Annotated in this window: 18 protein-coding genes and 1 pseudogene; 12 read left to right on the plus strand and 7 right to left on the minus strand. The window is 41.6% G+C overall.

Translation table 11 applies throughout. The annotated features are described in order from the left end of the window. Nucleotides 1-10 precede the first annotated feature (10 nt). The 10 genes and pseudogenes from BVH04_RS00445 to BVH04_RS00490 all read left to right on the plus strand — a co-directional run bounded on the left by BVH04_RS00445 (nucleotide 11) and on the right by BVH04_RS00490 (nucleotide 13549). Nucleotides 11-589, plus strand: a complete 579-nt coding sequence (locus BVH04_RS00445; RefSeq protein ID WP_086539369.1) for a DUF4202 domain-containing protein — start codon at nucleotides 11-13, stop codon at nucleotides 587-589. Nucleotides 590-593: 4 nt separating this feature from the next. Next, a complete protein-coding gene (locus BVH04_RS00450) occupies nucleotides 594-2405 on the plus strand; it encodes a sensor histidine kinase (protein WP_086539370.1) in 1812 nt (603 codons plus the stop codon). A gap of 58 nt (nucleotides 2406-2463) precedes the next feature. Continuing rightward, nucleotides 2464-3126: a response regulator gene (locus tag BVH04_RS00455; protein WP_086539371.1), complete on the plus strand. Its 663-nt coding sequence runs from the start codon at nucleotides 2464-2466 to the stop codon at nucleotides 3124-3126. 145 nt (nucleotides 3127-3271) lie between these two features. Further along, on the plus strand, nucleotides 3272-4696 hold the full coding sequence (locus tag BVH04_RS00460; RefSeq protein ID WP_086539372.1) for an MFS transporter: 1425 nt from the start codon (nucleotides 3272-3274) through the stop codon (nucleotides 4694-4696). Nucleotides 4697-5107: 411 nt separating this feature from the next. Then, the gene (locus BVH04_RS00465) at nucleotides 5108-8629 is read left to right on the plus strand and encodes a molybdopterin-dependent oxidoreductase (RefSeq protein WP_086539499.1); all 3522 of its coding nucleotides are present in this window, start codon (nucleotides 5108-5110) and stop codon (nucleotides 8627-8629) included. 215 nt (nucleotides 8630-8844) lie between these two features. Further along, complete coding sequence (locus BVH04_RS00470) at nucleotides 8845-10284, plus strand: rubredoxin (RefSeq protein ID WP_086539373.1); 1440 nt, start codon at nucleotides 8845-8847, stop codon at nucleotides 10282-10284. A 110-nt stretch (nucleotides 10285-10394) separates the two neighbouring features. Then, on the plus strand, nucleotides 10395-11672 hold the full coding sequence (locus tag BVH04_RS00475; RefSeq protein WP_086539374.1) for an alginate export family protein: 1278 nt from the start codon (nucleotides 10395-10397) through the stop codon (nucleotides 11670-11672). A 311-nt stretch (nucleotides 11673-11983) separates the two neighbouring features. Further along, nucleotides 11984-12562 (plus strand): hypothetical protein, encoded by a 579-nt coding sequence (locus BVH04_RS00480; RefSeq protein WP_086539375.1) that lies wholly within the window; start codon nucleotides 11984-11986, stop codon nucleotides 12560-12562. Nucleotides 12563-12913: 351 nt separating this feature from the next. After that, nucleotides 12914-13263 (plus strand): annotated as a pseudogene (locus tag BVH04_RS00485) (type II toxin-antitoxin system RelE/ParE family toxin). Beyond that, nucleotides 13244-13549, plus strand: coding sequence for a helix-turn-helix domain-containing protein (locus tag BVH04_RS00490; protein ID WP_086539376.1), 306 nt, complete (start codon nucleotides 13244-13246; stop codon nucleotides 13547-13549). The pseudogene BVH04_RS00485 and the gene BVH04_RS00490 overlap by 20 nt, the downstream one beginning before the upstream one ends. Nucleotides 13550-13575: 26 nt before the next feature. On the opposite strand, the gene BVH04_RS00495 is transcribed toward BVH04_RS00490, so the two are convergent. Next, nucleotides 13576-15714 carry a protein-disulfide reductase DsbD family protein gene (locus tag BVH04_RS00495; RefSeq protein WP_086539500.1) on the minus strand — a complete coding sequence of 713 codons (2139 nt, stop codon included), beginning with the start codon at nucleotides 15712-15714 and terminating at the stop codon, nucleotides 13576-13578. A 192-nt stretch (nucleotides 15715-15906) separates the two neighbouring features. Continuing rightward, nucleotides 15907-17295, minus strand: a complete 1389-nt coding sequence (locus BVH04_RS00500) for a dipeptidase (protein WP_086539377.1) — start codon at nucleotides 17293-17295, stop codon at nucleotides 15907-15909. Nucleotides 17296-17940: 645 nt separating this feature from the next. On the opposite strand from BVH04_RS00500, the gene BVH04_RS00505 reads away from it, so the two are divergent. Then, on the plus strand, nucleotides 17941-18579 hold the full coding sequence (locus BVH04_RS00505) for an energy transducer TonB (RefSeq protein WP_086539378.1): 639 nt from the start codon (nucleotides 17941-17943) through the stop codon (nucleotides 18577-18579). A 50-nt stretch (nucleotides 18580-18629) separates the two neighbouring features. Here BVH04_RS00505 and BVH04_RS00510 read toward each other — a convergent pair whose 3' ends face one another. The 4 genes from BVH04_RS00510 to BVH04_RS00525 form a co-directional block, all read right to left on the minus strand. Next, nucleotides 18630-19052 (minus strand): organic hydroperoxide resistance protein, encoded by a 423-nt coding sequence (locus BVH04_RS00510; RefSeq protein ID WP_086539379.1) that lies wholly within the window; start codon nucleotides 19050-19052, stop codon nucleotides 18630-18632. A 211-nt stretch (nucleotides 19053-19263) separates the two neighbouring features. Then, the gene (locus tag BVH04_RS26525) at nucleotides 19264-19485 is read right to left on the minus strand and encodes a MarR family transcriptional regulator (protein ID WP_086539380.1); all 222 of its coding nucleotides are present in this window, start codon (nucleotides 19483-19485) and stop codon (nucleotides 19264-19266) included. Nucleotides 19486-19547: 62 nt separating this feature from the next. After that, complete coding sequence (locus BVH04_RS00520; RefSeq protein WP_086539381.1) at nucleotides 19548-20765, minus strand: redoxin domain-containing protein; 1218 nt, start codon at nucleotides 20763-20765, stop codon at nucleotides 19548-19550. Between the two features lie 33 nt (nucleotides 20766-20798). Next, nucleotides 20799-22103 (minus strand): Gfo/Idh/MocA family protein, encoded by a 1305-nt coding sequence (locus tag BVH04_RS00525; RefSeq protein ID WP_086539382.1) that lies wholly within the window; start codon nucleotides 22101-22103, stop codon nucleotides 20799-20801. Between the two features lie 177 nt (nucleotides 22104-22280). On the opposite strand from BVH04_RS00525, the gene BVH04_RS00530 reads away from it, so the two are divergent. Beyond that, entirely contained in the window at nucleotides 22281-23213 is a 933-nt protein-coding gene (locus BVH04_RS00530; RefSeq protein WP_086539383.1) for a hydrogen peroxide-inducible genes activator, read from the plus strand. Between the two features lie 2 nt (nucleotides 23214-23215). Here BVH04_RS00530 and BVH04_RS00535 read toward each other — a convergent pair whose 3' ends face one another. Next, nucleotides 23216-23680 (minus strand): copper resistance protein NlpE, encoded by a 465-nt coding sequence (locus BVH04_RS00535; RefSeq protein WP_086539384.1) that lies wholly within the window; start codon nucleotides 23678-23680, stop codon nucleotides 23216-23218. Between the last annotated feature and the right edge of the window lie 92 nt (nucleotides 23681-23772).

Genomic DNA, 23772 nt, shown 5'->3' on the forward strand with positions numbered 1-23772 from the left:
ACTTTTACACATGAACAAATTCCAGAAAGCACTCTCATTGATCGATCAGGTCAATGCGGAAGATCCCATCAAAGAAGAAGTAGCGGGAAAAGAGATTGCAAAAGAACTGTTGTATTCCATCAGGATGACCGAAAAACTTGATCAGTTTGATCCTGAATCTTCCGAAGCTATGCAACTCGCCGTCAGGGCTCAGCATATCGGAAGATGGAAGATCCCAAGATCAGATTATCCAATGGACAGAGTGGGATACCTCAAGTGGAGAGAAGAATTAAAAAAGATGCATGCCGACATGGCTGCGGAAATTCTCCTAGAGGCAGGCTACGATGAAGAGACCATTGACAAGACAAAATTTCTGATCAGAAAGAAGCAACTGAAAACAGATCCTGATACACAAACCATGGAAGATGTCATTTGTCTGGTTTTCATGGAATATTATTTCGAAGAATTTGCTGCCAAGCATGAGTCTGCCAAAATCATTGATATCCTTCAAAAAACTTGGGCAAAAATGTCTGAAAAAGGACATAGGGCCGCATTAAAACTTCCTCTTTCACCGTCAAGTCTTCAATTAGTCAAAGAAGCTATCACCTAATCAAATGACCGGTACACCGCGATCGCTGGATCAAGATACTTTCAATCGTCTCCGCCGCCTTTATATTATTGCTCTGGGGGCAATTGCCATCTCCTTGATCGCAAGTCAGATTCTCATCAGAAAATACCTGAAAGATCAGGAAAACGACAGCCGCTTAGTAAATGTGGCTGGTCGGCAGCGTATGCTGAGTCAAAAGCTGAACAAGGAAGTTCTCTTACTTTCTCACACTCAATCTCCGGAAGCTACCCAAGCACTTTCAGATACTATTCAAAACACGCTGAATCGTTGGGAAACGGCACACCAGACATTACAGTTGGGAGATGAATCACAGGGTTTCCATGTGGAAAATAGCCCTGAAGTCACGAAAATGTTTGAGCAGATCAATCCGGAATTCGAGGAAGTGGCTGATGCTGCAAGGAATTTCCTTTTTCTCAAATCCAGTAATTCTGAAGATTCCACGGCCATCGCTTCCCAATTAAGGATTATAGAAAGCAATGCAAATAGCTTTTTGATCAAAATGGACGAGATAGTGAATCAATATGATCACGAAGCCAAGGAGAAGGTCTCAAGCTTGCAGCGATTGGAATTGCTCATTACGCTTTTCACCTTATTGGTCTTAGTCGGTGAGTTTTTGATCATCTTTTGGCCTTCGGCAAAAGCTATGAAAGCAAGCATTCAGGAACTGATGGATGCTGAGAAAAAGGCGATCCAAATGGCCAAGAATGCAGATATTCTCAGTCAGTCAAAAGAAAAGTCAGTCCGGGAATTACAGGCACTCAGTAAAGCGATGGATCAGATTCTGCTTTTCGCCAGGATCACACCCGAAGGATACATCACTCATATTGGAGAGCGCTTCAGCAGACTTTATAAAGCTCAAAAATTCAACATCAATGCTAAGATCTCCGACCTGCTTTCACCTCTGGAAAATGAGCAGCTCACGATAGATCGCATTATTACTGAAAACAAAAAAGCCGGCTGGGAAGGTGAGTTTAAGACCACTTCTCAGACAGGTGAACATATATGGCTGGATGTGTCCATGATTCCATATCATTCGTCTGAGGACAAGTCCGAATTGATATTGATTTGCCTGGACATCACAAAGCGGAAGGAGTTCATGCATCAAGTGGAGCAGCTGACGAAGGAGAGTTTTGAGGAGAAAATGCATCAACAAAAGGTGATTTCAAGACAAATCATCGAGAACCAAGAGAATGAGCAAAACCGCATAGCTAAGGATATTCACGATGGCATCGGACAGATGCTCACTGGACTTAAGTACCTGCTGGAAAGTGTAGATACTACTGACCCTGAGAAAGCCGAAGTAAAAATCATCAAACTCAAAGAACTCACTTCGAATATCATCAAAGGCGTGCGAACAGCTACTTTTAATCTTACTCCTCCAGAATTAAAGGATTATGGTATTGTGCCTGCTCTGACAGAACTGACACAGGAGCTTTCCAAACTTACAGGGAAAGACATTGTTCTTTTCAATAAATCTGAGTTCTCCCAGCGACTGGATTCTTTGGTAGAAATCAACCTCTACAGGATCACGCAAGAAGCAATCAACAACGCGATCAAATATGCAGAATCCTCGCATATCATCGTCACCGTCTCACATAGTCAGAATATACTGAGCATCATAGTAGACGATAATGGCAAAGGCTTTGACAAATCAAAACTGAAAGCTAAGCCAGACGAGGAAGGCGGAATGGGACTCACCTTTATGCGAGAGCGAGTGAAATACATCAATGGAAGATTGTTCATCAATTCCTCGCCTAATGAAGGCACTAAAGTCACGCTCAACATTCCTTTGACGTAGATTTCCTAGATTTTTATACGTAAATTCTGTACTTTACTACGTATTTACTTAAGCGCACATGAACCCAATCAAGATAGTTTTAGCTGATGACCACGAACTGGTACGTGACGGAATCAAGTCCTTACTCGAAAGTGAAAAAGAGTTTCAAGTAGTCGATGAAGCCTCTGATGGTGTGGAAGCGCTAGAAGTAATAGGTCTTCAAAATCCAGATTTGCTGATTGTGGATATTCGTATGCCCAAAATGAATGGACTGGAAGTAGTGAAAGAGATGACCAAATCATTTCCACATATCAAGAAACTTGTCCTTTCCATGCATGATTCGGAAGAGTATGTAGTGGAGGCGATACAGGCTGGAGCTGATGGGTATTTGCTTAAAGGATCTTCTAAAAGTGAGTTCATAAAGGCTCTACATACGATTTCCAGCGGCGGAAAATTTTTCGCAGGAGACATCTCCGCTTATATCATCAATAATTTTGTCAACGGAAAGGCTAAAGCATCTTCCAAATCGGATACGATTTCTGAAGAGTTGGCAAATCTGACCAACAGAGAAAAACAGATTCTCGAACTCATTCTAGAAGGAAAAGGAAATAATGAAATCGCTGATGCACTGGAAATCAGTAAGAGAACAGCGGAAGTACATCGGTTTAATTTGATGAAAAAGATGAACGTCAAGAATCTGGTGGAGCTGACCACAAAATCCCGAGACTTAAACTTGATCTAAGAAAAACACTAAGTCTTAATAAGTAGTCAAAAATCCAATTAGATCGATTCTAAGTGGATTTTTTATTTTTTACTTGAAAAATTACGTATTCGGTATTTTAATTACGTATTTATACTTACTTTTAGCGAAGATAAAAATAAGTATTATGGAACCACTACTTACACACAAAGCTACACGTTTAAATCTTTTAGATTTTAAAACCATCCCGATTCGCACGTTCTGGATCACTTCAATTGCATTTTTCATCTGCTTTTTCGCATGGTTCGGCATTGTTCCGTTCATGCCAGATGTAGTCAAGGATCTTGGACTTACTCCTGCACAAAAGTGGAATGCAACAGTTCTTGCAGTAGCAGGAACAGTTTTCGCCAGATTACTTATCGGCAAACTATGTGATAAGTATGGACCTAGACTTTGCTATACTTGGCTTTTGATTTTGGGATCCATTCCGGTAATTCTTAGCGGATTGGTACAGACGCCAATGCAGTTTTACATTTGCCGATTGTTGACAGGGTTTATCGGAGCATCATTTGTCATCACGCAGGTACACACTTCGCTGATGTTTGCTTCCAACGTAGTCGGAACGGCCAATGCAACTTCAGCAGGCTGGGGAAATCTAGGTGGCGGAGCAAATAGATTGGGGATGCCGATCATTGCTGCGATAGTCATAGGAGTAGGGGTAGCTGAGGCTGATGCCTGGAGATATTCTATGATCATCGCGGGTATTGCCTGCTTTAGCATGGGTTTGGTGTATTATTTCTTTACAAAAGACACTCCAGAAGGCAACTTTAAAGAACTAGAAGCTAGAGGAATAAAAGCCCCTTCCACTAAGAAGGACAAAGTTGGCTTTATGGAAGCGGTGAAAGACTACCGTGTCTGGTTGCTATTCATAGTGTACGCAGCATGTTTTGGAATCGAATTGACGGTCTATGGCACCATGGATGATTACCTTCAAAATACTTTCCAACTTGAACGAATCACAGCTGGAAATATCGTGCTTTCCTTTGCACTGATGAATATTTTCGCCCGAACGCTTGGTGGATACTTTGGTGACAAATTCGGGAAATCAAGAGGACTAAGAGGCCGTGTTTGGTTTTTGGCTGCGATCTTAATTGCTGAAGGATTGATGCTAAGTCTGTTCTCACTCGCTACGAGTTTGATGCTTGGCTTCGGATTACTTGTAGCATTTAGCTTGACAGTACAAATGGCTGAGGGGGCGACATTCTCAGTTGTTCCATTTGTTAATAGAAAAGCAATCGGATCTATTTCAGGGATAGTTGGTGCAGGGGGAAATTTCGGAGCTTTCTTGGCTGCGCTTTTCTTAAGTTCCAAATCAGCTGTAGCCGAAAAAACGGCGCTGATCGCAAGCGAGGCACTGGGAACCGAAGCAGCCGCGGCAGCTCAATCAGCGGCCGCGGCATCTGCAGTATCGGCTGGCTATCTGGTGATTGGAGGATTAATAGTCATGTCTGGAATGGTTGCGCTAGCGATACGATTCAGTACCGAAGATGAGAAAGTAGCAGAGGTAGAGTTAAGCAAGCTACAGCCTGAATTAGTGCGAATAGATAATTAACTTGGAGCATTAGTCCCAAAATAGCTCTTCTGCAATTCACCATTTGTGCTGTAGATGAGCTATTTTGTTATTAGCCTATATGTCTATCAGCAATTATACCAGTAAAAGATTAAAGTGTAAACTAAATTCAGGCAAGATCATGACTTCTTCGTTCATCGGTCTTCCAGCCACTATAGCAATGAAAATAAGGCACTGGCATCATTACGAATATTCATATTAAAACTATGTGATTATACGGAATCTTGCCAGTAGAAAATTTATAGGATCGAAAATCCATAGGCACATTGAATTCTGGTTTACTCCGATCTTCGGTCATCGGTCTTCCAACCCGTTGACCAAAGAGAATTCGCTTACTGGCAGAAAAGCGTACATACATATAAAACTATTTCCAATCGTAATTACTGAGTAGTGATCCCAGATAAAAAAGTCAAAACCACCTGTTCCTACTGCGGCGTCGGCTGCGGAATAGTCGCTGAGGTGGACGCTCAAAACAAAGTACAAGTCGAAGGCGATCAAGATCACCCTGTGAACCAAGGAATGCTCTGCTCCAAGGGCATGAACCTCCACTACGTAGTAAATGACACTTCCGATAGAATACTCTACCCGGAAATGCGCTGGAGTAGATCTCATCCCCGGGAGCGGGTCAGTTGGGAAGATGCGTTGGACAGAGCTGCGGGAGTTTTCAAGTCTTTGATCCAGAAATATGGGCCGAATAGTGTAGGCTTTTACATCTCAGGACAATGCCTCACGGAAGAATATTACATCGCAAATAAGCTTACAAAAGGCTTTTTGGGCACAAATAATATCGATACGAACAGTCGCTTGTGCATGAGTTCGGCTGTGGTGGCTTACAAAAAAACCTTTGGAGAAGATTCTGTTCCCATCTCCTACGAAGATATAGAGCTGGCAGATGCTTTTTTGATCGCTGGCGCAAATCCGGCCTGGTGTCACCCGATACTCTTTCGCAGACTTGAAAACCACAAGGAGAAAAATCCGAATGTGAAGATAATCGTAGTCGATCCGCGCAAAACGGATTCAGCTACTTTCGCAGACATTCACCTGCAAATCATTCCTGGTACCGATATTATTTTATACAATGCCATTGGCAAAAGGATCATTGATATCGGGCTGGCGGACAAAGAATTCATAGAAAAGCATACCGAAAACTATCAGAAGTACCGCAAGCAAGTGATGGCTACTTCGCTAAAAGAAGCGGCTAGTCTTTGTGGAATTTCATTGGATGACATTAAGAAAGTAGCCGAAATCATCGGGGAATCTAAAGGATTCATCAGCATGTGGGCGATGGGTTTGAACCAAAGCGCAATCGGTACGGATAAGAACTTTTCCCTGCTGAATCTTTCTCTGGTAACCGGGAGAATCGGAAAACCTGGAAATGGTCCTTTCTCACTTACCGGCCAGCCAAATGCAATGGGTGGACGGGAAGTTGGTGGCATGGCGAATCTTTTAGCGGTTCACAAAGACCTGAATAATCCAGTTCATCGGCAGGAAGTAGCTAATTTCTGGGGAGTAAATGAGATTTCTCCAGAACCTGGCTACTCAGCTACTGAGATGTTTGATGCCTTGGAAAGTGGGGAAATGAAGGCGGTTTGGATCATTTGCACCAATCCTATGGTGAGTTTGCCGAATTCCAACAAAATCGAAAAGGCAATGAAAAATGCCAAATTCGTGATCGTTCAGGACATTTCACACAAAGCAGACACGTTGGAATACGCAGATCTTGTTCTTCCTGCAGCTGGTTGGCTGGAGAAGGAAGGAACGATGACGAATTCTGAACGTCGCATTTCTTACCTGAACAAAGGAATCAATCCTCCTGGCGAGGCTAGGCCCGATGTGGAGATTTTGTGCGATTTTGCTCGAAGAATGGGCTTCAGAGGCTTCAATTATAACAATACCGAAGAAATCTACGAGGAATATTGTGCCATGACGAAGGGGACGAACATCGATATATCCTACCTGAATTACGATCGTTTGAAGAATGAAGGAACCTTCCAGTGGCCAGTTCCAGAGTACAGACATACAGGAACTCCACGACTTTTTGCAGATAATAAATTCTACACACCGACTCAAAAAGCGGTGTTCAATATTCCCGCTCAGATCACCAATACTTCCGAGAAAACGAGCAAGGAATATCCGCTGATACTCACTACAGGACGCGTGAGAGATCAGTGGCATACCATGACAAAGACGGGGAAAGTCTCTCGTCTACGCACCCACTACCCTAGTCCTCTATTGGAAATCAACCCGATCGATGCGTATCTGGACAAGGTAAAAGATGGGGATGTGGTGGAAGTAAAAAGTAAAAATGGCGTGGTCCGAGTGAAAGCCAAACTCTCCAAAGACATACGTGAAGGAGTGGTATTTCTACCTATGCACTGGGGCAAGCAATTACAAAGTGACCTCAATCGTGCGAATAACCTGACAAAGACCGTAGTCGATCCGCAATCCAAGGAACCGGATTTCAAATACACCACTGTTTCAGTTTCCAAATACAAGAAAGAAACAGAGAAAATCGTGGTCGTGGGTGCTGGAGCTGCAGCTTTCCGCTTTATTCAAAACTACCGTGAGCACAACGAATCAGATCAAATCCATGTGTTTTCCTATGAGCCACATCCATTTTACAATCGGGTACTTTTGCCTGAGTATGTAACTGAGGAGCTGACTTGGGAGCAGCTGCAGAAGATCAAAGAACATGAGCTTAAAAAATTAAAAATATCGCTTCATACAGGGCTTTCCATAGAAAAAATTGATCCTGAAAAGCAGGTTGTGATTGATAACAATGGACAGGAATATCCTTTCGATAAGTTGATTTTGGCCACTGGTAGCCGGGCTTTTATCCCAAAAGATGCACAATTGGATCTTCCTGGACGCTTCACTATGCGAAGTAAAATCGATGCGGATCGATTTAAAGACTACCTGGATTCTACCAACTTACCTGCTGAAAATCAGCATGTGGTGATCATAGGTGGAGGCTTGCTTGGTCTTGAACTTGCCGCGGCTTTGCAGCACAATCGAGTGAAAGTCACTATCGTACAGCGAGCTTCCCGATTGATGGAACGGCAACTGGATGACGTTTCCAGCAAGCTACTTTCTCTCGATGTGCAAGAGCGAGGAATACATGTTTATTTCGATAATGAGGTCAGTACTGTTTTCGATGATGAAGAACACAAATCACTTTGCATCACGCTAAAGAGCGGAAAAATTATTTATGCCAACGCGGTAGTTTATGCGATTGGCACACAGCCAAACATTAAAATCGCGCGAGATAATGGAATTTTTTGCGGACGTGGAATCAAGGTAAATCAGCATTTACAGACTAATTATCCTAACATTTTTGCCATCGGCGAGATCGCGGAATTCCAAAATCAACTCTTCGGCATCACCTCAGCAGCTGAGGAGCAAGCCATTATTTTGGCAAACTATATCGCTGGCGATGTGAGTAGTATTTACAGCGGATCAGTGTTGATGAATATTCTGAAATTCAAGGATCTGGAGCTTTGCAGTATTGGCGATATCCTGATCCCGGAAAATGACGATTCCTACGAGGAAATTATTTTCACAGACATGAGCCGCCGCTATTACAAAAAATGCATCGTCAAAGATGATTTGCTTATCGGAGCAGTTTTGATGGGGGATAAAAATGAATTTGCTGAGTTCAAATCCCTGATCGAAAACAAAATTGAACTTTCTGAAAAGCGAAAATCCCTGCTTATGGGCTCTTCGGATACTCGCCCAGTTATTGGCAAATTAGTATGTAGCTGTAGTCGTGTGGGCGAGGGAAATATCAAAGAAGCAATAGCGGATGGATGCTCAGATTTCACTGCACTCTGCCAGCAAACAGGCGCTGGACTAGGCTGCGGAAGTTGTAAAACAGAGGTTAGAGAAATACTTCACGAATCAAAAGTACTGGCATGAAATCGAGCATTACTCTAACGGTCCTACATAGGGATGATTGTCTATTAAGCGAGTTTCTCCCGAATCAAATTCGTGACAGGCTATCTGACCATTGAAAAATCAAAAGTAAACAGATGAAATCAAGAATGACACAAATGTCAATGGCAGGGATGATTATCCTACAGGCGAGATTCTGCCGGCAGGCAGGTGTGGCCAATAAAAATCAATTATAACACATGAAACAGACCTATTCCAGAGTAGTCGTGAAAGGCGGAGTGCTTTCGCCAGCTGAATTGAAGCAGATTTTGGAACTGGCAGAAAGTGCCGGTTTGGATACTATCTCCCTGGGATCCCGCCAGGATATTCTTTTCATCAAGGACGACGGTGCTTTGGAAATCGACGCTCAGGACAAGTTCCAGTTGGTATCTCCAGAAGAACTGGGAGCAGAAAATATCGTCTCCTCTTACGTTTCTTCAGATATTTTCCCGAATACACCTTGGCTCACTGGGGATCGGTATTTATATATTCTGGAGCAGTTTAGAGTTTCGCCAAATCTGAAAATCAACATTACCGATCCGAAGCAACGCTTGGTTCCCCTTTTCACCGGGCATCTGAATTTCATTGCCTCTCAACACGAAGATTACTGGTATCTCTACGTACGCTTGCCTCAGTGGGAAGATACTACGATGTATCCAGCTCTTATTTATAGTTGGGACATGGCAAAAGTTGCTTCTGCCATCGAGGACATCCTTCAGGAAGAGCCTGAGACTGTGGAATTCCTTTTTGAGCTGGTGAATGACGCAGTTGACTCTAATAACCGTACAGTGGACAATCCATTGGAAGTACCTTTTTACCCTTTCCCCTACTATGAGGGAATCAATCGCGTAGGCGATGATCGCTATTGGTTGGGACTTTATTGGAGAAATAATAAGTACTATACCGAGTTTCTGAAAGTACTTTGTGATCTCTGTGCAGATAGCAAAATCGGTAAAATCTCTATCACTCCCTGGAAATCCATCATCATCAAGGGAATCCCGGAAAACACAAAAATTGAGTGGGAAAGACTACTGGGTCGGTACGGAATCAATGTCCGTCATTCCATGCTGGAGCTGAATTGGCACCTTCCTGTCAACAACAAATCTGCGCTCAAGCTAAAGGAATATCTTGTTGACAACTTCGACAAACGAGACATCAGTACGTATGGGCTGACTTTTGGAATCACTGATTACACCAGAAAAGCATACTATTTCACCTCTATTATAGTGGAGAAAAATCAGCCTCCGGCAGGTTTGGAAGGCATCAAAATTCGGAATACGTACAATCTGCTTTACGCGAAAAACTTTGACCCGAATTCACAACAATACATCGTGTATGTGCAGGAGGTGGACAAAGCTGAATTGCCAGGACTCTTGATAGAGTTAAGTAAGATGTACTTCGAGCAAATGGGGAAGAAACCTGAAGCATCCAAAAAACAGATGGTCCTAAAAGAAACCGTGTTGACTGAAGTATTCCAATGCCCCGATTGCCTCACGGTGTATGATCCAACCTATGGTGATCAGGTTCAGGATATCCTGGCAAATACTCCTTTTGAAGAGTTGCCGGATGATTATTGCTGTTCACTTTGCGAAGCTCCAAGAAGTAAATTCATCAGAAAAACACGTGCTGTAGCACTATAATAAAGACTCAAAAATTAGCATTAAACCTGATTTATATCATCATTAAAGTGCCTGATCCAATGTCTTTTACCTATAAATTTGGTCATTAAAACAGTTAACTTTTCTTAGCTATGAAAAAGTCTCTACTATTCATTTTTATCTCAATCGTCACAATGATAATTGCTGATGCTCAGGAATTTACGCTAGATGCAGATATCCGTCCGCGATTTGAATATAGACACGGATTTGGAGGCCTTTTTCCTGAGGATGCCAAAGCAGGCGCTTTCGTCACCCAGAGATCCAGACTTAATATGGGCTTCAAAGACGACAAACTAAGCCTATACTTCAGCATGCAGGACGTGAGCACTTGGGGCGATGAACAAACGCTTTCCATAGCAGATAATAACAATTCATTTTCACTCTTTCAGGCTTGGGTAAGATTTGCTTTCACTGAGAACTGGGCTCTAAAACTGGGACGCCAGACCATTTCCTACGACGATCAGCGGATTTTGGGAGAAGTAGACTGGACCATGCAAGGCAGATTTCATGATGCCGCGATGATTCAATATTCCAAGGATAACTTCAAGTTGGACTTGGCTTTTGCATACAATCAGGAGAACCAAAATTTTCTGGGCACTGACAATACGATTACGGGTGGATTTTCTTACAAAACCATGCAAATGGCACATTTGACGAAGGCTTGGGACAAAGGCTCCTTCAGCTTTTTGTTCATGAACAATGGCTTTCAGAAATACACCAATACTCCAGTACCACAAACTGACGGCTTATATTACCGTCAAACTACCGGCGCATACTTCACCTTTCCACTTTCAGCCTTGACTATTACCGGTTCGGCCTATTTGCAATCTGGAATGGCAAATGCCTCCACAGATCTTAGTGCTTTCCAGTACATGGTGGAAGCAAAATATAAGACTGGAATAGTGACCCTGATCGCTGGCTTTGAGTCTTTGAGCGGAACGGATCAAGTCGGAGAGGAAAAGAACAAATCTTTCTTCCCGCTTTATGGTACAAATCATAAATTCAACGGATTAATGGATTATTTCTATGTAGGAAATTATGCTAACAATGTAGGCTTGAACGATGTCTATGGGAAGATTTCAGTAGCAACCGGAGAAAAATCCACGCTTGGATTAAGTACACATTTTTTCTTGGCAAATGCAGAAATGTCTAATGGTCTAGGACAAAACCTGGGCACAGAACTAGATTTAGTCTATGGAAAATCACTTGGAAAATATGTGAACCTAGCCGCTGGGTATTCTCAGATGTTTGCTACCGAAAGCATGAGTGCAGTGAAAGGCGGAACGACGGCAGAAAACACAAACAACTGGGGCTGGGTACAGCTGATTGTTAACCCGAGATTGCTGACTCATAGGTTTAAGGAGGATTGAGATAAAGGATTTAGGCTCGTGGAAATTTGAGCCTAAATTTTTTATACCTAGTCTTCTATCCGCGGCGGTCAAGGACGGTTTCGCAGAGGACACATAGAAATAAAAGCCGAGTATCTCAATACTGTATTAGAAGAAGTTGAAAATGAGGATGTATTAGCTACGATCGGACACGTACTTAAAACAATAGATGAAGGTGAGCTAGACTAGAAATAGAAAGCTTTTATGAGATGGAGTTAGACCACAATGTGCTACTATTATGAAAGTTTTAAAACTCCTTATCTATAACCTTTCATCACAACAAAGACTAGTATATGGAAAGTCTCTTTGGCGTATTTAAATTCCTATTTCTTCTAATTACTGCTGGAGTAGGAATTTTTACATTTTTGTATATACAGCAAATTATAGCTGAGGAAAAAAATAATTACACTGACTTTAAAGGTTTCATTATTACAAATCTTGACTTTTTCGATTCTATCAATAAAGAGATTGATCCAAAAAGAAAGCGATTCTTTAAAAGAATTGCTTCAATTCAGATCATAGCAATAGTGTGTTCTATTGGAATCGCATTAACTTTTTTATATGACATTCGATCAAATCCTTGCCAAACATATCAGGAGTACCTTCTCTCAGAGTTCCAAGGGGAAATAGTAGGAAAATATATGGATAAGCCTAATCATAATTTGGGAACTCTTACTATCGAATTCGAAGGAAAGACCAAAAATGATAACGTGTTGTCACTGAATAATATAGGTTTATATGATGCTGCTCAAATTGGAGACCTCCTAATAAAATTATCGGGAGATTCAATCGTCTATTTGAATCATTCCGATAAGAGAATTGATCAGTTTAAGATCAATAAAAGTCACTACTGTCTAGATAAAGATGATTAGAATTACTCTTCATTTCATTTGCCATCGAATTTTACAAACGAACGCGTATTGGAGAGCAAATGAGAGTGAAGCATTACTGATCGTCAATCCTAGAATGTTGACTTATATCTTTAAGAAGAATTAATTTCTCGTCTAAAACTCCCGCTTCGCCCCATCCAAGAACTAAATGAAAGCCTGAATATCGGTGTCGTAACCTTTGGGCTGAGCGAGGAGATTTCCGTTATGATCTAAGATCACATAGTATGGCTGTGCATTATTTTCAGATTCGAGGGATACGAATATGTATTTTATAGTAAATAAATTTTAACCTTTTGCGCTTGTAAAACGTTACCTGAATAGGTAACTTTAATAATGGATGAAAAGTATCTCAGGAATATTTACGTATTCGAAAATGAATTCTGGGACTTTTATAACAAGCAATCCAAGAAAGTTCAGGCTAAAATAGATTGGGTAATTGACCTTGTTCGGACACTCCCAATAATTCCAGAAAAGTTCTTTAAACATTTAGAAGGGACTGAAGGACTTTTCGAAATTAGAGTCAAAGTAGGAAGTGACATTTACAGGATCTTTTGCTTTTTCGACAATGGAAAATAGTAATCCTGTTAAACGGATTTCAAAAAAAATCGCAGAAAACTTCAAAAGGTGAAATTGAAAAAGCTGAACGATTGAAATATAAATATTATGAAGAACGAAAAAACTAAACTGACTTCTTGGAACGACCATATCAATGATAAGTATGGTGTAAATGGTACAGAATCCAGAGAAAAGTATGAACAGTCATTTGAGTCATTCAAAATTGGGGTATTGATACAAGAAGCTCGAAAGCGTAAAAATCTGACTCAAGAAGAACTGGCTCTTAGAGCCGGGACTACTAAAAATTATATTTCGAGAATTGAAAACGATGCAAGCGACATCAGGCTTTCTACTCTGATGAGAATAATCCGCGAAGGACTGGGAGGACATTTAACCCTTAATCTAGAAGTGTAGCCAAGCTAGCACTTAGTTTATCCCTTTTAATTTCTCGTCTCAAACTCCCGCTTCGCCCCATCCAAGAACTCGATAAATGCCTGAACATCGGTATCGTAACCTTTAGGCTGAGCGAGGAGATTTCCGTTATGATCTAAGATCACATAGTATGGCTGTGCATTATTTTTAAATCGAGTGATCTGTAAATCTGCATTTTGCTTTCCCAGTGTTTTTTTGACTTTCTCGTCGTATTCTGATGTGTACCATTCACTCTCTGGCAGCTCCAATCGCTCATCGATATACAGGGCCACCATCACGAAATCTTCCTTCAGTCTTTTTAGCACTTGTGGATCCACCCACACATTCTCTTCCATCTTTCGGCAATTCACACAGCCATGTCCAGTGAAGTCAATCAGTAAGGGTTTATTCGCTTTTTTGGCAGCTCTCATTGCTTGTTCATAGTCGAAATACCCCTGAATTCCATGAGGAATCTCTAATGGAATATCTGCGTATTTCACAGGTTCACCAAGAATATTTTCCCCAGCTTCTGTCATGCTTAGTCCACCAGTCATTTTGAATTGCTGAGTGGACATAGGAGGCAAATAGCCACTTAAGTATTTGAGTGGAGCGCCAAATAATCCTGGAATCATATAGAGCACAAACATGAATGTGAATAGCGCCAAAAGTAATCTCGGTACGCCAATGTGATCCATAGGCGAATCATGAGGAAGTCGAATTTTCCCCAAGAGATATAGTCCCAACCCACTGAAAATTACGATCCAGATGATCAGGAAAATATCACGATCTAAGATTCCCCAATGGTAAACTAGATCGGCGATGGAAAGGAATTTGAAGGCCAAAGCAAGTTCGAGGAATCCCAAAACTACTTTCACAGAGTTCAGCCAACCACCGGACTTTGGCAGTCGATTCATCCATTCTGGGAAAATAGCAAACAGGGTAAAGGGGATAGCGAAGGCAAGCGAAAAAGCAAACATTCCCAAGATCGGCTTGATCAATTCTCCACCAGCTGAGGATATCAAAATAGATCCTACTATAGGTCCAGTGCATGAAAAAGACACCAAAACCAAGGTAAAAGCCATAAAGAAGATTCCTGTCAAGCCACCTTTTTCAGCCTTCTCGTCCACTTTATTTACCAAGCCAGATGGCAACGTAATCTCGAACATTCCAAGAAAAGCTAATGCGAAGAAGATAAATATCCCAAAGAAAAAGAGATTTGGAAGCCAGTGCGTTGCCAGCCAATTTGCAAACTCTGGGCCTTGGATAGCTGCGACAGCCGTGCCTGCAATCGTGTAAATAGCAATGATCGAAAAGCCATAAATGATCGCATTTCTAACTCCTGTAGATTTGCTTTTAGCTCGCCCAGTGAAGAAACTCACAGTCATGGGAATCATCGGAAAAACACATGGGGTGAGTAAAGCTGCTAGTCCAGCCAGGAATGCCAAAATCATAAAACCCCAAAGGGATTCATTCTCATGAATTGGGAGAATCTCTATAGAAGAAGTTGTTTTGGCAGATGAAACTTCATTAAACGGATTGTCATCATTCCGAGCCGAGTCACGAGGCGCGGCAATCTCTTCATCTGTAACGGATTGCGTCGTCGTCGTTCCTACTACCGATAAAGGATCTCCTTCAGTGTTTGCGCTTGCTGCGCTATTTTCAGAAACAACAGTTGAGGTATTTTCATTCGCTGAAAAAGTTAGCTCAAAGTCCTCCTCATAATTGATGCATTGACCTGTCAAGTCAGAGCACATCTGATATTCTATGGATCCAGTTATTTTGCCACTGGTGGCTTTTGGTATAAATGTCTGTTCAAACCTTCCCTTTTTGATAAAGTATTTAACGTCTCCTTCCCAGATATCCTCGTACTTTTTTTTGGAATCAATAGCAGTGAAATCCCCTTTTAATTCGAAATCGGCTGGTTTATCTAGAAGTAAGGTTGCCACAATTGGCCCTAGATCCGGATCAAAATCTGTCGCATAAATATACCATCCACCAGGAATTTCGGCTTCGAAGATAAGTTTCGCTTCTTCTCCTACCGTGATGTTTTCTTTTTCTATGGAAATCTTCCATTTAGGCGGAGCTATGATCTGTGCCTGAGCATAGAAACTGAAGAAAAGCAGTGCCAGCAAGACTAGGCTTACTGATTTTCCGAGTGATATATTCATGAAGGGTTGATTGATTGGCAATTTTGGTTTACTAGCTTTTTCGCAATTTTAAAAGGCAAAAGCATCATGGGATTGTTAAACTATACACAAGTTACGTGCAACGGTCATCCGTCTTCGGTCTTCCGTCCTGATCAGCAAGGAGAATGAGGTAAGAGAATTGTTGAGTTATTCGATATGGTTTTAAATCAAGCATTATTTTTCGGTGAGCTTTCTAAACTGACGGAAGAAAGCAGCAATGGTTTCTATTCCTATGAAGTAATTCTTAACGCCGTAATGCTCATTCGGTGAATGCAACGCATCCGTATCCAATCCAAAACCGAATAAAATCGGATCTGAACCTAATTCTTTTTGGAACAACGCAACGATAGGAATAGATCCACCTTCGCGTGTTGGAATTGGTCTTTTGCCAAAAGTCTCCTCCATTGCAGCTTCTGCGGCTTTATAACCAACAGAAGAATCAGAAACTACAGCTGGTGCGCCTCCGTGATGTGAACGAACTTTCACTTTCACTGATTGTGGGGCGATAGACTTGAAGTAATTTTCAAACAATACAGAGATTTCATGCCAATCCTGATCTGGAACAAGTCTCATGGAGATTTTCGCATGTGCTTTGGAAGGCAAAACGGTTTTCGCTCCTTCGCCTATATATCCACCCCAAATGCCATTCACATCTAACGTAGGACGAATCCCTACACGTTCGATGGTAGTATAGCCTTTTTCCCCATGAACTTCTTCGATATCCAGTTTATCCTGGTATTCATTGAGATCAAACGGAGCTTCGTTCAATCGCTCTCTTTGCGCAGCTGAAAGCTCCTGCACTTTGTCGTAAAATCCTGGAATAGTGATGTGATCATTCTCATCTTTCATGGATGCTATCATGTCACAAAGCACATTGATCGGGTTGGCAACAGCTCCACCGTAAGTACCTGAGTGAAGATCGCGATTCGACCCCGTCACTTCCACTTCCATGTAAGCCATGCCGCGAAGGCCAACCGTGATGGAAGGATCGTTCATAGAAATCATGTGCGTATCAGAAATCAGGATGACGTCTGCTTTTAGCTTCTCTTTATTTTCTATGACGAATTTTTCCAAATTGTCAGAACCGACTTCCTCTTCTCCTTCGATCATGAACTTGACATTGCAAGGCATATCTCCTGACGCCATCATTGCTTCAAAAGCCTTCACATACATGTAAAATTGGCCTTTGTCATCAGCAGATCCACGAGCGAAAATTGCTCCCTCGGGATGAATTTTTGTCTTTTTGATCACTGGCTCAAAAGGAGGAGAATCCCAAAGCTCATAAGGGTCGGCAGGTTGCACATCGTAATGTCCATACACCAAAACTGTTTGCAAGGCAGGATCAATTATCTTCTCTCCATAAACAATCGGATAGCCTTTAGTTTGGCAGATTTCTACCACGTCAGCTCCAGCTTTTTCCAAACTTTCTTTCACAAAATTGGCTGCCGCAAAGACATCATCTTTAAATTTCGGGTCTGCACTTACTGAGGGAATGCGTAGCAAATCCAGCAATTCATTGAGAAAGCGATCTTTATTGTCACGGATAAAATCATTAACAGCCATATATCTGGGGATTATTTGGTAAGGGTTCAAAATTATCCTTTTCAGCCTGAAATGCCTATTTTGGAGAGGCTTTATTCTTTGCCACGAAGAGAGAGAAGTCTCAAAGAACCTACTAGACCTATGCGGTTCCTATTTTAGCATAAGTTTAAAAAAGCGTCAATGTTCAATTTGCAAATTCTATGTTCAAGAGATCAAGTGACTACGGAATGTGAAAGCGATCGTGGATTCAATTAAGCTACCGACCAGTTCTCCCGATGCGACCAGCCATATCAGATCCTAATATGCGTGCGATATGTTATGAGGAAATTCAACGCTCAAGTTCTAAAATTAACCAGCTGCGTCCTTTGCCTCTTCTTTCAAATGTTAGCGGTTAAAAAGATATGAAAGACGCAATTTTAGAAAAGGGATTTTATGAGCATTTAACTGAATATTATTTTAATCTTATCCATAGCAGGTTATTTTGCAGTATAATTAAAACCAAATCTGTATGTACGCTTTTCTGCCAGTAAGCGAATTCTCTTGGGTCAATGGGGGTTGGAGGACCGATGACTGAAGTAAACCAGAATTCAAGGTGTCTTTGAATTTTTGATCCTATAAATTTTCTACTGGCAAGATTCCGTATAATCACAAAACCAAATATCAGCTATGCTTAGAAGTATCTTTTTGTTCTTTTCATTTTTTGTCACTTTCATTTCTTTTGCGCAAACACCATTTAATCCAGAGACGGAATCTGATTTTGTAAAAGCAACTTATTCTAAAGGCAATTTGATAAGCATCTTGGGACAGGATTTAATTTATCCTGAAAATGCTGCTGCTAATGGTACACAAGGTGATGTAATATTTATGCTCAAGATCGATGAGTCAGGCAAATTGACCTCGATAGAAGCAAAAGAGAGGGTTTCGGATGATCTCGCTAAGCAAGCTAGGGAAACCATAGAAAAATTGACAGGTGCTTGGAATCCAAGTAAAGTTCACGGCAAGCCAGTTGACCGGGAGTATTTACTTGTCTTCAGTTACAAGATTTTTTATAACGCATTGCCTTTGGATTATCACGCGATGGCCAAAAAATTTGAAGACAAGGGGAAGCTAGAGAAAGCAGTGAGAACTTACGATGACGCAATTAAGAACTACCCTTTCGAGCCTGTTTACTTTACCATGAGAGCAAAATTCAAAAAAGAATTAGGCGATGAAGACGGCGCAAAAGCGGATGAACTGATGGCTGAAAAAATGAACATGGAAGTATTGGCAATAGTGGAAATTGCTCAGTCGCAAAGTGTTCGATAATTTAAAATATTACAGACCGACTTTATTCGCCAGTCTGTAATCTCATTTTTTTAAGAAACTGACTTCACATTTACCTCTATATTTCCACGGGTAGCCTTAGAGTAAGGACAAACTTCGTGCGCTGCATCTACGAGTTTTTGAGCTTCTTCTAATGAAGCAGCATGAGGTATTTTCACAAAAATATCCACTGCTAGTCCGAAGCTGCCTGGACCATAATTACCCAGATGAACTTTAGCGGTGATCTCGGAATCCCGTAAGCTCGTCTTGCCAGCCACAGCACCGAGGGCGCCTCCGAAACAAGCAGCATAGCCTGCCGCAAAAAATTGTTCAGGGTTAGTTTTCCCTCCTTCTCCTCCTATTTCTTTTGGCATGGCTACTTCAAAATCTAACAGTCCATCATCAGTTTTCACATGGCCTTTTCTTCCCCCAGTATTTATCGCCACCGCGGTATAATCAATATTCAGCTTTTCCATTTTAGTTAGAGTTTTTAAGTTTTTCGATACTTTCTAACATGTTTAGAAGTGAATAGTTTATTTCAGGCAAGTTTAATCCTGTGGCGTGAATCATTTCTCGTTCAAAGGCTTCAATGCTTCTAAGACTTTTGATTGAAGTGATTTACCAGGATATGTTAATTCCACGTGGACAGTTCTTTCGTCAGCTTCTCCTATTTGTCTTTCACATCATTCATTGCCTCCAATTTTTCAATAAGGGAATCAATGTACCTGAGTCTAAAATAAGTCTCTTCCCTATTTCAGTCACTTTTAGCCCATCTTCTTCCCACAGAACTGAGAGAGCAAGGAATTGTGGGTAAGTCAAATTAAGCTTATCTAAAAAGGTAGGAATGAGCTGAAAAAGCAATCTGGAGCTGGAATAAAGTGAGAGTGAAAGCTGATGAATTGGCAACATAAGGGGGTGAATAAAGACTCTATACAATTAGCTGTATGATCTAAAAATGCTAGCGTCTCATTTTAAAAATATCTACCAATCATTGGGTGATCAACGATTTCTCTTTTCAACTCATACGCATCAATGGTACCAGGTACACGGTAAGCTATTTTTCCTCCTGGTTCTATCAGTAGTGTAATAGGTAGGCTTCCATCCCATTCCTTTCCGACTACGTCTATCACTTTGTACTTGTCATCAATGTCCATAATATAATTGGGAACTGCGGAGGCTTTGCCCTTAAGGTATTTAAGCGCTTTGTCTGATTGCTCTGGGCTATCCATGCTTACAGAGACAAACTGAAAATCTCGCTCCCCGTACATGCGTTGCATTGTGACAAATTCTGGATACTCAATAATGCATGGCCCACACCAAGTGGCCCAGAAATTAACCAAGAGCAATTCGTCTGTGTCGTTCTTTAAAAGATCGGCCAAACCATCTAGTGATAGTTTTTCGATTGTCACCTCTTTTTCTTTCCAGGCTCTATTTGTTTTGATAGTGTATTCATTCTTCCAAGCCCACTTCATCGAGCATCCGAAAGCTGGGGTTTGTGCTTCTGCTACTGGAAGACTTTTGCCTTCCAAAGTCATTTCAATCGCTTTTCGCAAATCTTCCGCATTGGCAGTTCCAGGTTTTTCGGAGGCATCTATTCTTCCAGAGTAGCTTAGTTTTCTTTCTTTGTCAAAAACAAAAACATGTGGCGTGGCAGTGGGACCATAAGCCAATGAGAATTCATGCGTATCTCCGTCATAGAGGTAAGGGAAATTGTAGGACTTGTCCCTAGCCCGAACTTTCATTTCTTCAAACGTGTCACTAAGATCAGTATAGCCGAGCTCCTCTGGAAGAATACCGATAGGACTATTACTGGAGATAGCTACAAATGCTACTTTTTTTCCTTTGTAGTCATCCACGACGTCAATGAATCTATCCTCATACGCTTGTGCGGTGGGACAGTGATTGCAGGTGAAGTTGATGACAAGTACGTCCGCATCCGAGTAGTCCTCCAGCTCGTGAAATTCATCATCAATGCCAGGCAGATTGAAGGGAGGAGCAGGATCCCCAATTTCTAATTTCCCTACTGCTTTTGCCTCCACTACAATTGGATTTGCAACAAATACTGCATCTGGGGATGCTTCTTCAGTGGTTTCCGCATTTTCCTTGGGAGTACTTGTACACTGAGTAAGCAAGAAAGCTGCACCCAAGAGAGCCTCGAATAAAAAGACAAATTTCAATTTAGAGTTCATAGGTTTTCTGGGTTACGGGTAGTGTCAGGTAATCTAGGTTTTCAATGTATAGCCATTTTGGTATGCATAATGAAGCTTAGAATTGGCTTCCCAGTCATTCTCAAATACTTGAGCTATAGGATCCCATTTCAATGGCCTTCCCACTTCATGAGCGATGTTTCCAATTGTGCAAATTGAGCAAGTACTATGGCCGATTTCAACAGGGACAATCGGATCTTTTCGTTTTACAACAGAATCAATAAAATCCACATGATGCGCTCCAAATGCAAGTTCTTCATTTGAGAATTTTCGCTCGCAAGCTTGCACGTCCGTGTCATATTGGCCTCTGGAGACTTTTATCCAGCCTTTTTCCCCGATGAATTTCACCCCTTGCCTTCCTTCATCAAAAGGAGTAATAATCATTTCTATACCATTGGCATATTTATAAGTCAATGGCGTAGAGTCAGTTCCTGGAATTACTTCCACTGGACCATTTCTATCCATCCCAAGTCCCCATTGGGCGATATCAATCATGTGCGCTCCCCAGTCAGTCATCAGCCCGCCGCCAGTTTCTTTGTACCATCTCCATGCGCCCCAAACTTTCTCATCTTGCTCAGGATTCAGGCTAATCGGCGGATCCAACTCCTCGTTGTAATGGATCTCCGGCAGGGATCCCACCCAAGTCTCCCAGTCCAATCCAGCCGGAACTTCCTGAGATGGTAAATCATAAGGCTTGGGATGAGGAGGAGTTCCTACATTTACTAACACTTGTTTAATCTCTCCCAGCATTCCTTTTTGAACCATACGTGCAGCATGCTGGAAGTTTGCACCAGAACGCTGCATACTTCCTACGGCCAGCACTGTGCCATTCGAGCGAACTGCTCTGACTAATTCTTGCCCCTCATGGATGGTGAACGTCAGGGGTTTTTCCAGATAAATGTCCTTCCCAGCATGGCAAGCATCGATAGCCATCATTGCATGCCAGTGATCCGGAGTAGCTATCACTACTGCATCCACTTCAGGATTAGCCAATAACTGCTTATAGTCAGCATAAACTTTTAGAGCTGGCGCCTCTCTTTTTTCATCGGTATAGTGCTTGGCTACTCGCTCTTTAAATCTATCCAATTTGATTTCATAGACATCTGCTCCAGCTACTACATCTACGATTGGGTTTTTCATCATGGTGCTAAGCAAGCCCATCGCCTGCCGTCCAACTCCGATGAAACCAAGGCGAATTTTGGAGGTATCTGCTACAATGGCATTTTTGCCAAAGCTTAAGCTAGGAATAGCGCCAAGGCCAACTGTGGTAAGAATGGAAGCGCTTAGAAACTTCCTTCGGGAAAAATATGATTTGCTCATGAGATAAGGTATTGAGGTAATTAAAGGGTTATATTATTTTGGTGAAATAAAGTACTGATTTTTTGATGCTTGGAAAAATATACTCAAATCTATTTGACTGAAGGTATATTCACTCGAAGATTGGCGAGGGAAACTCTTTTTTAAAATTTATACTTTTAGATCAGAGAATCCTATTTTATGACAATCCAACAACTCGAATATCTTATTGCCGTCGATAAACACAGACATTTCGGTCATGCAGCAGAAAGCTGTTTTGTTACCCAGCCCACACTTAGTGCTCAGCTCAGCAAGTTGGAGCGAGACTTGGGTGTGATTCTTTTTGATCGAAGTAAAATGCCTGTGATTCCTACTGAAATGGGTGTGCAAATAATCGAGCAGGCCAAAAAGGTGGTTTCAGAAAGCAAGGGGATTTTTGAATTGATAGCACATCTCAAAGGAGATATTTCTGGAGTGATCAAATTGGGAATCATTCCTACGCTGGCTCCTTATTTACTTCATCTTTTTATCCGAAAATTCCTGGAGAATTATCCTCACGTAAAGCTGCAAGTACAGGAAATGGTGACTGAAGAAGTAGTGAAAAAGCTGAAAAATGATGAGTTGGATTTGGGCATAGTCGTGACCCCTTTGCTCGAACCAGGTATCCTGGAGAAGCCAATGTTTTATGAGAAGTTTTATGCCTATCTATCGAAAGACCATCCTTTGCTCAAAGAAGATGTTTTCCATCCTGAGAAAGTGCCCAAGGAGGACTTCTGGGTACTTCAGCAAGGTCATTGTTTCCGAGATCAAGTAATCAATCTATGCGATCAAAGTTTAAGCGGTCCGAAGAATTTTCATTACGAAAGTGGCTCCCTGGAAGGTCTGAAAAATATGGTAAATCGATACAAAGGCGTAACTCTTTTGCCTGAACTGGCAACATTGGAGCTGTCAGATGAAGAAAAACGCAGGTTAAGACCATTCGGTGGCGTTGCTCCTACACGGGAAGTAAGCATCATTTTAAACCGTAGTTTCCTAAAACAAAAACTCGTGGAACTCTTATTCAAGGAAATCACAGATTCCATCCCTCAGGAAATGACCTCCAAGGCTCATGGAAAAGTGGTGCGATTTAAATAAGATTATTGCTTGGTAAGAATGTAATGATCTGCCAGATCTCCTGTGATCATATTTCCACTCATATCGAGTTGCCAAATGCGATTTTCACCTACTTTATAGTGTGTCGGGCCTTGAGGTACTTTTCCTAATGTGATAATAGAGCCGGCTTCATCCCAAGTAAACGATCCAGTATTTTCTTGCTCCAAAGCATCGTTTCTACCCAAATAATTGGTGACTAATATATAGGTGCGGTTAATGTTGAGCGTCAGCCTGATTTCAATTCCTTCACAATTCGCGCAAGGTACAGTGCCTTTGTAGGTTCCGTTCCAATCCAGGGAGGTAGCTGAATTATCTGCTTTATAGAGTCTTTTTTCCTCTATAGTGATTTCTTTTTGAGTCTCACCTTTTTCTTGTTCTTGTGAATTGGAGCAGGAAGTAGCAAGTGCTAGAGAAGCAAAAAGACCGAATGCGATCAGGTTTTTGTTCATGTGTGATTAATTTCTGATTTCCCAAAAATCATCAAGAATCAGACCGATTGCGATACTTCATTTATTTTTTAGCTCTTTTAAAAAAATCAGAA

Origin of the sequence: Algoriphagus antarcticus (genome assembly GCF_002150685.1) — a bacterium.
GTDB lineage: Bacteria > Bacteroidota > Bacteroidia > Cytophagales > Cyclobacteriaceae > Algoriphagus > Algoriphagus antarcticus.

What these genes read in the sequence shown, in the direction of transcription:
- BVH04_RS00445 (WP_086539369.1), top strand. Translation starts at nt 11, where the DNA reads ATGAACAAATTCCAGAAAGCACTCTCATTGATCGATCAGGTCAATGCG.
- BVH04_RS00450 (WP_086539370.1), top strand. Translation starts at nt 594, where the DNA reads ATGACCGGTACACCGCGATCGCTGGATCAAGATACTTTCAATCGTCTC.
- BVH04_RS00455 (WP_086539371.1), top strand. Translation starts at nt 2,464, where the DNA reads ATGAACCCAATCAAGATAGTTTTAGCTGATGACCACGAACTGGTACGT.
- BVH04_RS00460 (WP_086539372.1), top strand. Translation starts at nt 3,272, where the DNA reads ATGGAACCACTACTTACACACAAAGCTACACGTTTAAATCTTTTAGAT.
- BVH04_RS00470 (WP_086539373.1), top strand. Translation starts at nt 8,845, where the DNA reads ATGAAACAGACCTATTCCAGAGTAGTCGTGAAAGGCGGAGTGCTTTCG.
- BVH04_RS00475 (WP_086539374.1), top strand. Translation starts at nt 10,395, where the DNA reads ATGAAAAAGTCTCTACTATTCATTTTTATCTCAATCGTCACAATGATA.
- BVH04_RS00480 (WP_086539375.1), top strand. Translation starts at nt 11,984, where the DNA reads ATGGAAAGTCTCTTTGGCGTATTTAAATTCCTATTTCTTCTAATTACT.
- BVH04_RS00490 (WP_086539376.1), top strand. Translation starts at nt 13,244, where the DNA reads ATGAAGAACGAAAAAACTAAACTGACTTCTTGGAACGACCATATCAAT.
- BVH04_RS00495 (WP_086539500.1), bottom strand. Translation starts at nt 15,714, where the DNA reads ATGAATATATCACTCGGAAAATCAGTAAGCCTAGTCTTGCTGGCACTG.
- BVH04_RS00500 (WP_086539377.1), bottom strand. Translation starts at nt 17,295, where the DNA reads ATGGCTGTTAATGATTTTATCCGTGACAATAAAGATCGCTTTCTCAAT.
- BVH04_RS00505 (WP_086539378.1), top strand. Translation starts at nt 17,941, where the DNA reads ATGCTTAGAAGTATCTTTTTGTTCTTTTCATTTTTTGTCACTTTCATT.
- BVH04_RS00510 (WP_086539379.1), bottom strand. Translation starts at nt 19,052, where the DNA reads ATGGAAAAGCTGAATATTGATTATACCGCGGTGGCGATAAATACTGGG.
- BVH04_RS26525 (WP_086539380.1), bottom strand. Translation starts at nt 19,485, where the DNA reads ATGTTGCCAATTCATCAGCTTTCACTCTCACTTTATTCCAGCTCCAGA.
- BVH04_RS00520 (WP_086539381.1), bottom strand. Translation starts at nt 20,765, where the DNA reads ATGAACTCTAAATTGAAATTTGTCTTTTTATTCGAGGCTCTCTTGGGT.
- BVH04_RS00525 (WP_086539382.1), bottom strand. Translation starts at nt 22,103, where the DNA reads ATGAGCAAATCATATTTTTCCCGAAGGAAGTTTCTAAGCGCTTCCATT.
- BVH04_RS00530 (WP_086539383.1), top strand. Translation starts at nt 22,281, where the DNA reads ATGACAATCCAACAACTCGAATATCTTATTGCCGTCGATAAACACAGA.
- BVH04_RS00535 (WP_086539384.1), bottom strand. Translation starts at nt 23,680, where the DNA reads ATGAACAAAAACCTGATCGCATTCGGTCTTTTTGCTTCTCTAGCACTT.